Origin of the sequence: uncultured Halorubrum sp. (genome assembly GCF_937146585.1) — an archaeon.
GTDB classification, from domain to species: Archaea; Halobacteriota; Halobacteria; order Halobacteriales; family Haloferacaceae; genus Halorubrum; species Halorubrum miltondacostae.
The window spans coordinates 1-13393 of the sequence record NZ_CAKZRO010000025.1; the positions used below are offsets into that span (position 1 = coordinate 1).

The 13393-nt window shown below is 70.6% G+C and carries 15 protein-coding genes; 2 read left to right on the forward strand and 13 right to left on the reverse strand.

Annotated elements, in window-relative coordinates; translation table 11 throughout:
- From Q0116_RS02295 to ribH, 12 genes are all read right to left on the reverse strand, one after another.
- A partial coding sequence (locus Q0116_RS02295; RefSeq protein ID WP_297885131.1) for a TrkH family potassium uptake protein occupies window positions 1–1053 on the reverse strand: 1053 nt, incomplete at its 3' end.
- 7 nt (window positions 1054–1060) lie between these two features.
- Entirely contained in the window at window positions 1061–2398 is a 1338-nt protein-coding gene (trkA, locus tag Q0116_RS02300) for a Trk system potassium transporter TrkA (RefSeq protein ID WP_297885132.1), read from the reverse strand.
- 110 nt (window positions 2399–2508) lie between these two features.
- On the reverse strand, window positions 2509–3417 hold the full coding sequence (locus Q0116_RS02305; protein ID WP_297885134.1) for a mechanosensitive ion channel family protein: 909 nt from the start codon (window positions 3415–3417) through the stop codon (window positions 2509–2511).
- The gene (locus Q0116_RS02310; RefSeq protein WP_297885135.1) at window positions 3417–3662 is read right to left on the reverse strand and encodes a YhbY family RNA-binding protein; all 246 of its coding nucleotides are present in this window, start codon (window positions 3660–3662) and stop codon (window positions 3417–3419) included. Before Q0116_RS02310 ends, Q0116_RS02305 begins: the two co-directional genes overlap by 1 nt.
- 79 nt (window positions 3663–3741) lie before the next feature.
- The gene (locus Q0116_RS02315; protein WP_297885137.1) at window positions 3742–4206 is read right to left on the reverse strand and encodes an SHOCT domain-containing protein; all 465 of its coding nucleotides are present in this window, start codon (window positions 4204–4206) and stop codon (window positions 3742–3744) included.
- Window positions 4207–4267: 61 nt separating this feature from the next.
- Window positions 4268–4774, reverse strand: coding sequence for a DUF5797 family protein (locus tag Q0116_RS02320; RefSeq protein WP_297885139.1), 507 nt, complete (start codon window positions 4772–4774; stop codon window positions 4268–4270).
- Complete coding sequence (gatA, locus tag Q0116_RS02325; RefSeq protein WP_297885140.1) at window positions 4771–6075, reverse strand: Asp-tRNA(Asn)/Glu-tRNA(Gln) amidotransferase subunit GatA; 1305 nt, start codon at window positions 6073–6075, stop codon at window positions 4771–4773. The genes Q0116_RS02320 and gatA overlap by 4 nt, the downstream gene beginning before the upstream one ends.
- Window positions 6076–6411 (reverse strand): Asp-tRNA(Asn)/Glu-tRNA(Gln) amidotransferase subunit GatC, encoded by a 336-nt coding sequence (gene gatC / locus Q0116_RS02330; protein ID WP_297885141.1) that lies wholly within the window; start codon window positions 6409–6411, stop codon window positions 6076–6078.
- Between the two features lie 72 nt (window positions 6412–6483).
- Window positions 6484–6927: a DUF5788 family protein gene (locus Q0116_RS02335; RefSeq protein WP_297885142.1), complete on the reverse strand. Its 444-nt coding sequence runs from the start codon at window positions 6925–6927 to the stop codon at window positions 6484–6486.
- 53 nt (window positions 6928–6980) lie between these two features.
- Entirely contained in the window at window positions 6981–7496 is a 516-nt protein-coding gene (locus Q0116_RS02340; RefSeq protein ID WP_297885143.1) for a universal stress protein, read from the reverse strand.
- A 183-nt stretch (window positions 7497–7679) separates the two neighbouring features.
- The gene (locus tag Q0116_RS02345) at window positions 7680–8834 is read right to left on the reverse strand and encodes a pyridoxal phosphate-dependent aminotransferase (RefSeq protein ID WP_297885144.1); all 1155 of its coding nucleotides are present in this window, start codon (window positions 8832–8834) and stop codon (window positions 7680–7682) included.
- Window positions 8835–8861: 27 nt separating this feature from the next.
- A complete protein-coding gene (gene ribH, locus Q0116_RS02350; RefSeq protein ID WP_297885145.1) occupies window positions 8862–9266 on the reverse strand; it encodes a 6,7-dimethyl-8-ribityllumazine synthase in 405 nt (134 codons plus the stop codon).
- A 165-nt stretch (window positions 9267–9431) separates the two neighbouring features.
- Here ribH and msrA point away from each other — a divergent pair, with 165 nt between their 5' ends.
- Together msrA and Q0116_RS02360 are read left to right on the forward strand one after the other, a co-directional pair.
- Complete coding sequence (msrA, locus tag Q0116_RS02355) at window positions 9432–9971, forward strand: peptide-methionine (S)-S-oxide reductase MsrA (protein WP_297885147.1); 540 nt, start codon at window positions 9432–9434, stop codon at window positions 9969–9971.
- Between the two features lie 417 nt (window positions 9972–10388).
- Window positions 10389–11069: a metallophosphoesterase gene (locus tag Q0116_RS02360; protein WP_297885149.1), complete on the forward strand. Its 681-nt coding sequence runs from the start codon at window positions 10389–10391 to the stop codon at window positions 11067–11069.
- Window position 11070: 1 nt separating this feature from the next.
- Here the strand turns inward: Q0116_RS02360 and Q0116_RS02365 are convergent, their stop codons facing one another.
- Window positions 11071–13287 (reverse strand): prolyl oligopeptidase family protein, encoded by a 2217-nt coding sequence (locus Q0116_RS02365; protein ID WP_297885150.1) that lies wholly within the window; start codon window positions 13285–13287, stop codon window positions 11071–11073.
- Between the last annotated feature and the right edge of the window lie 106 nt (window positions 13288–13393).

Here is a 13393-nt window from a genome sequence, read left to right on the forward strand (position 1 = left end):
GAACATCCCCATGAACAGCATGTGCTTCGCCGCGGGCGCCCACTGGACGTAGTCGGTGCTGGCGTACCCCGTCGTCGTCACGATGGAGGCGACGTTGAAGACGGCGTGCCGGAGCGTCGCCTCGGGACCGTAGGCGATGCTCGGGTCGAGGAACAACCCGAGCGCGACGACCGACGCGAGCGTCCCCATCGCGCCGAGGTAGAAGTGGAACTCCTCGTTTCGCAGCAGGCGCATCGGCTCGCCGTTGATGGCGAAGTAGATGAGCACGAAGCTGGTCGAGCCGATCACCATGAACGGGACGACCGCCCACTGGATGAGCGGGTGGAACGCGCCGACCGAGAGCGGCTCCGGCGAGAACCCGGCGGTCGCGACCGACGTGAACGCGTGGGCGACCGCGTTGTACAGGTCCATCTGCGGGTCGACGGCGAGCCCGAGCAGGAAGTAGACCGCGATCGCCAGCCCCGTGAGCCCGAAGTAGATCCCCCAGATCAGCTGCGCGGTCCGCGATATCTTCGGCGTGAGCTTGTTGACGTCCTGCGTCTGCGACTCCGACTCCATCAGCTGCGCGCCACCCACCCCGATCTCGGAGAGGACCGCGGTCGCGAGGATCAGGATCCCGAGGCCGCCGAGCCACTGGATCACCTGCCGCCACATCATGACGGACCGGGAGTGGTGCGAGAAGTCGCGAAGCACGGTCGCGCCCGTCGTCGTGAGCCCGCTCATCGCCTCGAACATCGCGTTCACCGGGTGCGCGACCGTGCCGACGCCCGCGACGACGAAGGGGATCGCGCCGACCGCGGCGACGAGGAACCAGATCAGCGCCACCGCGAGGAACGCCTCCCGCGGGCCGAGGTCCTCCTCGGGGTCCTGTACCGACCGGAACGCCGCGCCGAGCGCGAGCGAGACGGCGATCGCCGCGACGAAGGGCAGCGGCGATTCCCCGTAGTAGAGCGCGATGAGGAGGGGGAAGGACAGGGGAACGGAGAGCGCGGCGAGGACGTCGCCGGTGAGCCCCACGCTCGCCCGCCACCCGACTCGGATCTTGGTGTTCACGAGTTTCTCAGGCCATCGACGCGATCTCGCTCACCGACTCCGACTCCACGAGGAGGATCACGTGGTCGCCCGCCTGGAGCACGGTGTCACCGCGCGGGGTGACCAGCTGGTGGTCGCGCGTGATCGCGCCGATGACGAACCGCGCGTCGCTGTCCGCGACGATCTCCGAGATCGGTCGCCCGGTGAGTCCGCAGCCCTCGGTGAGTTCGAGCTCGAGGACTTCCGCCTGATCGTTCTCCAGCACCGCGATGTTCTCCGCGACGCTCTCGTAGGTGAACCGGGTGATCTCCTCGGCGGTGACCGTGCGGGGGTTGATCGCGATGTCGATGCCGATCTCCTCGAAGACGGTGACGTAGTCGGGGCTGTCGACGACGGCGATGACGCGGTCGACGCCGAGCCGCTTGGCGAGCACGGAGATGAGGAGGTTCTTCTCGTCGGAGCCGAGCGCGGTGACGACGATGTCGGCCTCGTCGACGTGCTCGCGGGAGAGGAACTCGGTGTCGGTCGGGTCGTGTTCCATCACGACGCTGTTCGGGAGGTTCTCGGCCAGCCACCGCGCGCGGTCTGCGTCGCGCTCGATCAGCCGCGGCGTGAAGTCTCGCTCCTCCAGCAGGCGGGCGGTCTGGTAGCCGATCTCGCTGCCGCCGACCACGACGATCTCGTCGGCGCGGTCCGGGGTCGTCGCGGGCGCGACGTCGGTCGCGAACGACTGGACGCTCTCGGGACTGCCGATCACCACCGCGCGGTCGCCGACGACGATGTCGGTGTCGCCCCGGGGGATCGTCATCTCGCCGTCGCGGAACAGCCCGACGAACGTGAGCGACTCGAACCGGTCGGCCTCCGAGACCGTCTGGCCCGCGACGGGGCTCCCCTCGCCGATCTCGAACTCCGCCATCTGGACGAGCCCGCCGGCGAACGGGTCGACGTCGATCGCCGCCGGGAGCCCGATGACGCGGACGATGTTCTCGGCGGTCAGCAGGTCCGTACACACCATGAAGTCGACGCCGAACGCCCCCTCGCTGCCCTGCCAGGTGCGGAGGAACTCGGTGCTCTTCACGCGGGCGATCGTGAAGGGTTCGCCGAGCGTCTTCGCGGCCCCGCACGCGACGAGGTTCGTCTGGTCGTCGTCGGTACACGCGATGAGCATGTCCGCGCGGCCGACCTCCGCGGCGGACTGGATGTCGGAGGAGGTCCCGTCGCCGGCGATGGTGAGCACGTCGAGTTCGTACTTGAGCTGTTCCGCCCGGTCCGGGTCGACGTCGACGACGACGACCTCGTGGTCCGACGCGAGACTCGCGGCGATGCTCGTCCCGACCTCGCCGGCCCCGATGACGACCACGTACATGGACCAACCCAGAGACCCGACCTTGAAGTTCGTTACTATCGGTGGTCACGGGCTTCGACGCGCCGGCGACGGGAGAAACGCCCCGAACGGGAAAGGAGTCGACGGGCGAGTTACGGCTCGCCGCCGTCCGGCCCCCCGCCGAACGGCGCCGGCTCGGACCACGCGTCCCGCCCCGAGACGGTGCGCTGCGGGAAGGGGATCGAGATGCCCTCCTCGTCGAACCGCTGTTTGACGGCCTTCACGTAGTCGGCGCGCGCCTTCACGAAGTCCGCCCGCGACGGGTCGTCGATCCAGATCCGCGACTGGAGCCCGACGTAGGAGTCGGCCAGCTCGGTCAGCCGGACCGACGGCGCGGGGTCGTCGAGGATCGCGTCGCTCTTCTCGGCCTCCTCGACGATGATGTCGGTCGCCTTGTCGACGTCGTCGTCGTAGTCGATCCCGAAGACGAACTTCAGTCGCAGCGTCTTCTTCGCGACCGGGTTCTTCACCACGTCGCTCGTCAGGGTGTGGTTCGGCACCGTGAGCAGTTCGTTGTCGAACGTGCGCACGCGGGTGACCCGGAAGGAGATGTCCTCGACGACCCCCGAGTTCCCCTGCCACTCGATCCAGTCGCCGATGCGGAACGGCTTGTCCGTGTAGATGAACACGCCCGCGACGAAGTTCTTGATCACGTCCTGGAGCGCGAAGCCGACCGCCAGCGTCGCCGCGGCGGCGATCGTCGCCAGCGAACGCAGGAACCCCTGATAGCCCGCCGCGCCGAACGCGACCGTGACGCCGGCGAACAGCACGAGGAACGCCACGATCTTCTGGAGCGGCCGCCGGGCGTGCTCGTCGAGCCCCTGCCGGTCGAACAGCCGCCTGACGATCGGCTTGACCGCCGCCTTGTACAGGACGTACGTCGCGGTGACGACGGCGAGGAATATCGCGGCGTCGACGACGATCCCCGTCAGCGGGCCGAGGAACGGCTCCAGCGTCCCCGCGACCGCGACGACGCCGGGCGCACCGGCGAGGGCGCTCATCAGTGGAGTACCGCCGTGTTCCCGCGGGTCTCGACCAGGTCCGCGCCGACCGCCTCGGCAAGCTCGTCGGCGAGTTCCTCGGTCGAGGTCCCGCCGCGGGCCGCGCGGAGGAACTTCACTTTCACCAGTTTCCGGTCGTCGAGCTGGTCGGCCAGCTCGTCGACGACCGCGTCGACGCCGCTCTTGCCGACCCAGACGGTGACGTCGAGGTCGTGCGCCTCCTTCCGCAGTTCGTGATCGCTCATACGCGGTCGAGTCGGCCGCGCGCATTGAAGCTTGAGGTTCGGCCGCGCCGACGCGTTCGGCGCGCGGCGACGGCCCGCGTCACCGTTCGCGCTCGACGTCCGGGTTCCGGTCCGCCTCGCGCCCGGACCGCGCCTCCCGGTTCCGTTCGGTCCACTCGGCGGCGTCCTCGGGCGTCTCGGTCTCCAGCAGGCGGTCGACCTTCCGCTCGAACTGCTCGTCGGTGAGGTCGCCGTTCGCGTATCGGGTCCGGAGCCGTTCCAAGGCGTCCGCGGTGTCGTCGGTCGCCGCGTCGCGCTCCGTCGAGTCCCCGTGCCCGACCCGGACGGACCCGGTCTCGGACTCGACGACGACCGACTTCTCCTCGTCCTCGTCGAAGAGCATCGAGAACAGGGGGACGATCACGATGTACCCGAACAGCATGACGCCGAGCCACCAGTCGAACCCGAGCACGAGCGCCGCCAGCCACGTGCCAGTCACCGCCGTGGCGGCGATGCCGCTCGCGTTGCGTCGGAACCGCTCGCGGAGGGTCTCGTTCTCGGCCATTGACAGGACCGATTCGGTGCCGCTACAAAATCGTATCGACGCTCGCTCGCCCGGCGGTCGGCTACTCTTCGACCTCGACCGTCACCTCGTCGCGCGCGACCGCCAGCCGGAACGTCGGGACGGTCCGGTAGACGACCTCGACGACGTTCTTGCGCTCCAGGCTCCGGAGCGCCCGCCGCACCGCGTCGACCTCGGGGTCGGCGTCGAACGCGTCGCGGAGCGCGTTGAGGACGCTGACGACCGACTGCGAGCGCTCCTCCGGGCCGGCGAGCACGTCGACGACCCGCGACTCCAGCTCGGAGACGCGGATCGTCTCCGGGACCGCGCCGCGCGCGACCGCGTCGGGCTCGACGCCGGGCTCGACGTCGACGAGGTCGTTCGCCTCCGCCGTCGCCCGGATCAGGCTGTCGTCGTCGCGGTAGTAGTACTCCTTCAGGTGATTCTCGAGGTAGCCGTGGACCTCGCTGCCGCTCTCCATCTCCCAGGCGTCCTGGAGCTCCCCGTTCTTCGTGGGTTGGAGGCGGACCACGTCCGCCAGCCGCCCGCGTTCCTCGTCGCTGAGGCTCATCGGTCTTCGACCGCGCTCGCGGCGCGGACGATGGTCTCCTCGCCGAACTTCGGCCCGACGAGCTGGAGCCCGACCGGGAGCCCGTCCGCCTCGCCCGCGGGCACCGAGATCGCCGGGAGGTTCGCGAGGTTGGCCGGCGTCGTGTTCGCGTCGGCGAGGTACATCCGCAGCGGGTCGTCGAGGCTCTCGCCCAGTTCGAAGGGGAGGACCGGCATCGTCGGCGAGGCGATCACGTCGACGTCGTCGAACGCCGCCTCGAAGTCCTGCCGGACCCACGCGCGGGCGTCCTGCGCCTTGTCGTAGTACTTGTCGTGGTAGCCCGCCGAGAGCGCGTACGTCCCGAGGAGGATCCGCCGCTTGACCTCCGCGCCGAAGCCCTCCTCGCGCGTCTCCGCGAACGACTCGTTCCAGTTGCCGTCGGAGTCGCTCCGGTGGCCGTACCTGACCCCGTCGAAGCGCGCGAGGTTCGAGGAGGCCTCCGCCATCGCGATCACGTAGTACGCCTGGACCGCGTGCTCGACCGACGGCAAAGATATCTCGGTCGTCTCCGCGCCCCGCGCCTCGAGGTCCGCGATCGCGGCCTCGACCGTCTCGACGACGCGCTCGTCGGCGCCGTCGAACAGCTCGGTCGGAATCCCGATCGTCATCCCGTCGACGTCGCCGTCGGCGGCCGCGGCGTAGCCGGCCTCGGGGGCCGCGCCCTCCACCTCGCCTAGGTCGCGGGTCGTCCCGTCGTGGGGGTCGTCGCCGGCGATGACGTCGAGCGCGGCGGCGGCCTCCTCGACGGTGCCGGCGATCGGCCCGATCTGTTCGAGGGAGTTCGCGTACGCGATCAGTCCGTAGCGGGAGACGAGCCCGTAGGTGGGCTTGATCCCGACGACGCCGCAGAACGCGGCCGGACACCGCACCGAGCCGCCCGTGTCGGAGCCGAGCGCGACGTCGGCCTCGCCCGCCGCGACCGCGGCCGCGGATCCCCCGGAGGAGCCGCCCGGGACGCGGTCGGTGTCGACCGGGTTGCGCGTGGGGCCGAACGCCGAGGTCTCGGTCGTCGTCCCCATCCCGAACTCGTCCATGTTCGTCTTGCCGACGATCGTCGCGCCCGCGTCGGTCAGCCGGTCGACCGCGGTCGCGGAGTACGGCGGGACGTAGTCGGCGAGCATCTCCGAGCCGCAGGTCGTCCGGATCCCCTCGGTGGAGATGTTGTCCTTCACCGCGACGGTCGCGTCCGCGAGCGGCCCCTCGGCGTCGGGGTCGCCCTCGATCTGTTCCTCCGTCACGAAGGCGTTGATGTCGGCCGCCATCTACGACACCTTCGGCCCGACGAAGAAGCCGTCTTCCGTCTCCTCGGCGTTCGCGAGCGCCTCTTGCTGCGAGAGGCCCTCGCGGACCTCGTCGGGACGCATCACGTTGACGAGCTCCTCCTCGCGCTCGGTCTCGGGGACCTCGTCGAGCGCATCGAAGTACTCTAAGATGTCGCCGAACTGCGCCGCGAACTCGTCGACCTCGTCGTCGGCGAGGCGGACGCGAGCCAGGTCGGCGACGTGACGGACCTCCTCGGCGTCGACGGCGGCCGCGGCGTCGTCGGCCCCGTCGGAGGCCGCCCCCGCGTCATCCGTCGACTCGGACGTATCGCTCATACGAGCAGGTGTCCCGGACCGGGAGTAAGGGTTTCGGAACGTCGCATCGGGCCCTCCCGCGGACGCCCGCGCTCACCGGACGTCGTCGACGAAGGCGAGCCAGCGCTCGTGGCCGTCCAGGGTCGCGGAGCGGTGCTCGTCGGCGAAGTCGGGGTGGCGGATCGTCTCCAAGGCGTTGAGCGCCCGGTCGATACCGACGACCTCGTCGGCGAGTCGTTCGGCGGTCTCCCGGTCGAGGGGTTCGTCGGCGGGAGCGTCGCTCGCGTCGGTGTCACCGCGCTCGCCGCGCAGCCGGGCCATCCGGCGCTCGCGCTCGGTGCGGAGCGTCGACTTCACCGACGACACCTTGCGCTCGACGTCGGGCGGGACCGCCTCGACGGCGCGCGTCTCCACGATGAACTCGGAGAGGTCGACCGCGTTCCCGTCGATGGTGACCGTGTCCGGGACCGACGCGCCGACCGTCGCGCTCTGGCCGGTGACCCGGTCGAGGATCGCTTCGCGCTCAGACTCGTCCATGCGCTCTCGTCACGGGGCCGCCACGAAAATGAGCTACGGTGACGGGCCGCCCGTCACTCGCCGTCCGAGTCGTCCGCACGGACCGTCACGACGGGCGCGTCCGCCAGCCGAACGACCTTCTCCGTGACGCTCCCCAGCAGGTAGCGCTCGACGCCGGTGCGGCCGTGGGTCCCCATCACCACGAGGTCGACGTCGTGGTCGTCGGCGTACTGGAGGATCGCCGAGTGGGGCGTCCCCATCTCGACGGCGGTCGTCATGCTGACCTCTTCGGCCGACCCCGCCGCGGCCTCGATCAGTTCCGTCGCGTGGGCAGTGAGTTCGGCCTCGATCTCGTCGGCGTCGACCTCCTCGTGCCGGCCGATGTAGCCCGTCTCCGGCGAGACCCCGCTCATCGCCTGGCTGTCCTCGTGCACGAACGCCCCGCTCATGCCGAGGCCGCCCTCGCGGGTGTCGACGACGTGTAAGACGTGTACCGTCGCGTCGAACGCCGACGCGAGCGCGCCCACGTGCGCAGCCGCGGCTTCGGATCCGGCGCTTCCGTCCGTCGGGTAGAGTATGTCGTCGTACATCGTACCACCAATTTGAAACTTCGCGGAGCAGGGGTAAAAACGCACCGCAGATCCCCGCTACCGGGGGATCCGGGGCACTCTCCGGCAAATCCGACGACCGCGCGGCCGCGAAACGCGAGGCGCGGCGTCGACCGGCAAAACCGTTCCGGGACGCGGCGGTGCGCCGACCGGGACCGTCCGCCGTTACAGGAGGTCGTTCGAGACGAGGCGGTCGACCGCCTCGCGCAGTCGCTCCTCGCTCGCGGCGTAAGAGATGCGGGCGTAGCCAGGGGCGTTGAACGCGCTGCCGGGGACGCAGGCGACGGCCGCCTGCTCGATCGCCGCCTCGCACCACGCCTGGTCGTCGTCGTCGACGGGGATCATCATGTAGAACGCCCCGTCGCCGACGTCGACGTCGACGCCGTGCTCGTCGAACAGGTCGACGAGGAGGTCGCGGCGGTCGGCGAACGCGTCGCGCATCTCCTCGACCGACGCCTCGGTGTTCTCTAAGGCCTCGATCCCGGCGCGCTGGACGAAGTTCGTCGCGCAGGAGACGGAGTGGGAGTGGAGCTTGCCCGCCTCGCCGACGAACTCGTCGCTGGCGTGGAGGTAGCCGAGCCGCCAGCCCGTCATCGAGTACGCCTTCGAGAAGCCGTTGATCGTCACCGTGCGGTCGGCCATCCCGTCGAGGCTCGCGAGCGAGACGTGCTCGGCGTCGTAGACGATGCGCTCGTAGATCTCGTCGGAGATGACCGCGACGTCGTGTTCGACGGCCAGGTCGCGGACCCCCTCCAGCGCGGCCTCGGAGAACACCGCGCCGGTGGGGTTCGAGGGGGAGTTGACGACGAGCAGCTCGGTGTCGTCGGAGACCGTCTCCGCGAGTTCGTCGAGCGCGGGCTCCAGCTGGAAGCCGTGCGGCGCGAGGTCCACGCGGGAGAGGTCGCCGCCCGCGAGCTTCGCCATCGCCTCGTAGGAGACCCACGCCGGGTCGAGGAGGACGACCTCGTCGCCCTCGTCGATCAGCGTCTGGAACGTCTCGTACAGCGCCTGCTTGCCGCCGGGGGTGACGATGACCTCGTCCGCGTCGGCGTCGATCCCGGTCCCGCGGAGCTTCGCCGCGATCGCCTCCTTCAGCGCGGGCACGCCGTTCGAGGAGGTGTACCCGGTGTGGCCCGCGTCGAGGGCCTCCTTACCGGCTTCGACCACGTTCTCCGGCGTGTCGAAGTCGGGCTCGCCGACCGAGAGGTCGACGATGTCGGCCCCCTCGGCCTCCTTCTCCGCCGCGAGGTTCGATATCGCCAGCGTGGCGCTGGGTTCTACGCGTCCGATCCGCTCCGAGAAGTCGTATGCGTCGCTCATGTGTCGTGTGTAGTCCGCTCGTGTCTGTCAGTCGAGTGCTTCCGCGAGGTCGACGGCGGCGCGCGCGGCGTCGGCGCCCTTGTCGATCCGCTCGCGCGCCTCCGCGCCGGACATCCCGGGGCCGCTCACGCCGAAGGTGACCGGGGTGTCCCGGTCGAGGCTCACGTCGGTGAGCTTCTCGGCGGTCGCGTTCGCGATGACGCGGTCGTGGTCGGTGTCGCCGGTGACGATCGCGCCGACGACCGCGACCGCGTCGACGTCGTCCCGGCGCGCCAGCCGGTCGGCGGCCAGCGGGCTGTCGTACGCGCCCGGCACGCTCACCTCGTCGACGACGACGGCGTCGCGGTCGGCGGCCGCCTCCCGGGCGGCCTCGGCCATCGGCTCCGTGACGGAGTCGTTGAACCGCGCCACCACCAGTCCCAGCGAGACCATACGCGAACTGGAGCGGGCGACGGCAAAGGTCTACCGTTCGACCGCAGGGTTGCCGAGCGAACGCGTTCGGGGGGCGATACGTCGCGACGTCGTCCGACTGGGTAAATGCGACTCTGTGCTTCCGGCCACGGGCCATTAATACGTCTGCGACGCCAACGGAAGCCCATGACAGACACCGAGACCGCGACGGTCGGCGGCGGCTGCTTCTGGTGCGTCGAGGCGGCGTTCAAGCAGCTCGACGGGATCGAGCGCGTCACCTCCGGCTACGCCGGCGGCCACGCCGACGACCCCACCTACCGCGAGGTCTGCTCCGGCACCACCGGCCACGCCGAGGTCGTCCAAGTCGAGTACGACTCCGACGCCCTCACGTACGAGGACATCCTCGAAGTGTTCTTCACCGTCCACGACCCGACGCAGCTGAACCGACAGGGCCCGGACGTCGGCAGCCAGTACCGGTCGATCGTGCTCTCCCACGACGACGAACAGCGGCAGGTCGCGGAGAACTACGTGGAGGCCCTCGACGAGGAGGGCGGCTACGACGACGACGTCGTCACCGAGGTCGAGCCGCTGGAGACGTTCTACCGCGCCGAGGAGAAACACCAGGACTACTTCGAGAAGAACCCGGCCGACGCCTACTGTACGATGCACGCGCAGCCGAAGGTGGAGAAGGTCCGCGAGCGGTTCCGCGAGAAGGTGAAGGCGTAGATCGGCGCGAGGGGTCAAGTACAACAGGGCACTCGTCTGGTATCGAGAACGAGATCACCGAAGCCCCGGCCGCGAGGGCTCGCGCGACTCGCTGCGCTCCTCGTCGCTCACTTCGTTCGCTCCTGCGGTGCTTACGTCGTCGGGCGTCGCCCTCGCGGCTGCCCCTTCGATTCCCACCCCGCACAGCACCTCACACCTCGTCGGCCTCCCTCCGCTTCGCTCCGGTCGGCCGACTCCCTCGCGCGTGCTCCTCGCGGCCTCCGCTTCGCTCCGGCCGCTCACAGGCACTCGCCACCGCGGTAACTCAGCCGTATAACCCCTCCGAGTAGGGAGATACCCCAGAAACCGAGTCCGTACCCTCTCCCGGCACGCTTCGCGGCACAACCTATTCCCTCCCGCCGGCCGAATCACGTCCCGATGAAGGTCGGCCTCATCTCGGACGTCCACGCGAACCTCCCGGCGCTGGAGACGGTCCTCGACGACATGCCCGCGGTCGACCGGATCTACTGCGCGGGCGACGTCGTCGGCTACAACCCGTGGCCCGCCGAATGCGTCGAGCGCGTGCGCGACGTCGCGGCCGCGACGGTCCGCGGGAACCACGACCGCACCGTCGAGAGCCCCGAGCGTTACCGCGCCAACCGGATGGCCGAGGCGGGGCTCGAACGCGCGAAGGCGTCGCTGTCGGCCGACCAGCGCGAGTGGGTCGGCGACCTCCCGCGCACCGAGACGTTCGCGGGCGACCGATACCTGCTCGTCCACTCGCACCCCGCGGCCGAGCGCGAGGACGCATACGTCTACCCGGACGAGTTCCCGACCCTGGGCCGGCACCTGGAGGAGTACGACGGGATCGTCCTCGGTCACACCCACGTCCAGGGGGTCCGCGACGTGGCCGGCGGGTTCGTCTGTAACCCGGGCAGCGTCGGGCAGCCGCGCGACGGCGACCCGCGGGCGGGCTACGCCGTGCTCGACACGAATGCCGACGGGACCGACGCGGTCGAGACGCACCGCGTCGAGTACGACGTCGACCGGGTCGCCGAGGCGGTCCGCGAGGCCGACCTGCCGGAACTGACCGCCGAGCGACTCTACGAGGGGGAGTGAGTCAGTCGTCGGCGGCGGTGGCCTCGCCGTCGACGCCGTGGTCGTCGTCGCCGACCTCCGCGCCCAACTGCTCGTAGATGAACGCCCACGAGTCGGTCTGCTCGTCGACGATCATCGAGGCTGGCTTGCCGACGCCGTGGCCGGTCTCGGACTTAGTCCGTAGGAGGAAGGGACCGCCCTCGGCCTCGTTCTGGAGCCGCGCAGTCATCTTCCGGGCGTGCGATGGGTGGACGCGCGTGTCGCTCGCGGCCGTGGTGAAGTACACCGGCGGGTGCGTCGCGTCGGGGTCGACGTTGTGGTACGGCGAGTACGCGCGGAGGTACTCGAACGCCTCCGGGTCCTCCGGGTGGCCGTACTCCGTCGTCCACGACTCGCCGAGCAGGAAGCGGTGGAACCGCAGCATGTCGAGCAGGGGGACCGCGCACTGCGCGGCCGCCCACAGGTCCGGGCGCTGGGTGACGACCGCGCCGACCGAGAGCCCCCCGTTCGACCCGCCGGCGACGGCCAGGTGGTCCGAGTCTGTGACCCCCGACTCGCAGAGCGCCTCGCCGGCCGCGACGAAGTCGTCGAAGGTGTGCTGCTTGTCTTCCAGCATGCCGGCCTCGTGCCACGGCTCGCCGTACTCGTACCCGCCGCGGGCGCACACCGCCGCGAACGCGCCGCCGTCCGCGAGGAACGGGAGTCGGAACCGGCCGAACGAGGGCGTGATGCTGTTGCGGAACCCGCCGTAGCCGTACAGCATGGTCGGACGGGGGCCGTCGACGGCGACGTCCTCGCGGTAGCAGACGAACACCGGTACCTCGGCGCCGTCCGTCGAGTCGACGAACCGCTGTTCGACGACCAGGTCGTCGGGGACGGAGAGGTCCACCGAGTCGATCTCCGTCGACGAGAGGTCGGGCGCGTCGCCGTCCTCGTCGACCCCGTCGCCGTCGCCCTCACCCGCCGATCCGTCGGCGAGGTCGAGTGCTCGAACCGCCGAGGGGCGGTCGAAGCCGGTCAGCCCGAAGAACGCCTCGGGCGCGTCGCGGTTCCCGGAGACCCACGTGACCGAGCAGTACGACGGCAGCGAGACGTCGCGCAGGTGCGTCCCGTCGCGGTCGTGGACCGAGAGCCGGGAGTGGGCGTCCCGCTGGCGGTGGACGAGGAGCCGCTCCGGCGTCGGCACGACCGACTGGAGGATCCCCTCGCCGCCGGGGATGACCTCGCGGCACTCCTCGAAGGAGAGGTCCCCTTCGCGGAAGCGGTCGACGGAGCAGGCGAGCAGCCGCCGTCGGGGCGCGCCGTGGTCGGTCGAGACGAACGCCGTCCCGTCGTGGAACCGGACGGACGTCTCGGCGTCGGTGTCGGTCAGGACCGGCCGGAGGTCGCCGTCGACGTGGACGTACCACTCGGTCCCGCCGACCATCTCCGAGAAGGCGACCGCGAGCAGCCCCGAGTCGGGGTCGACGGTCACCCGCGGCCAGACGTGCTGGTCGTCGTGTTCGAGCAGGACGGCCTCCTCGTCGGGACCGTCGGCGAGCCGGAAGCGGCGGATCTCCTTGTCCATCTGCGCGCCGTCGGCCGCACCGCCGGTGGCGACGTAGGCGAACCCGTCGCCGTCGGCCGTCCACGCGAGGCTCCCCGCGTTGACGCGGCCGCGCTCGGGGAGGACCGCGACCTCCTCGACGCCCGGGCCGTACCCCTCGGTCTCCGGTGACTCGAGTCCGGAGTCGCTCGGGTCGGGGACCGACAGCACCCGCACGTCGTAGTTCTCGTCGCCGCCCTCGGTGACGCCGATCGCGACGCGGTCGCCGTCGTGGGACGGGACGTACCACGCCATCGACCGGGGCGGGCGGTCGTCGTCGCGGTTCGCGGGCCAGGCGTTCGGGTCGACGAGGACGCGGTCCTCGCCGTCGGGCGCGTCGCGGACGACGAGGCGGGCGTGGTCCGCGCCGGGTTCGCGGACCGTCGCGAAGTATCGCCCCTCCCGGACCGTGATCGGCCCGTAGTCGGCCACCTCGACGAGGTCCGCGAAGCGCGGCCGGAGGCGGTCGCGGAGCTCGCCGTCGAGCGCGGCGTCGACGTGGGCGTTCTGCTCGGCGGTCCACTCGCGGACCGCGTCGTCGTCGGCTTCGAGCCATCGGTACGGATCGTCGACGTCGACCCCGTGGAGGGTTTCCGTCACGACCTCGCGTCGGGTCTCCGGCGGCGACGGGGCCGAAGCGGATTGGCGCGACATACGTTCGACTGTGACCGATGACGCAAAACGGCTGGGGTCGCGGCGGCCGCGGCCGCCGCTCGGCTCACCCCGCGTCGGAGGGATCGGCCGCTCCCGGCGACGCGAG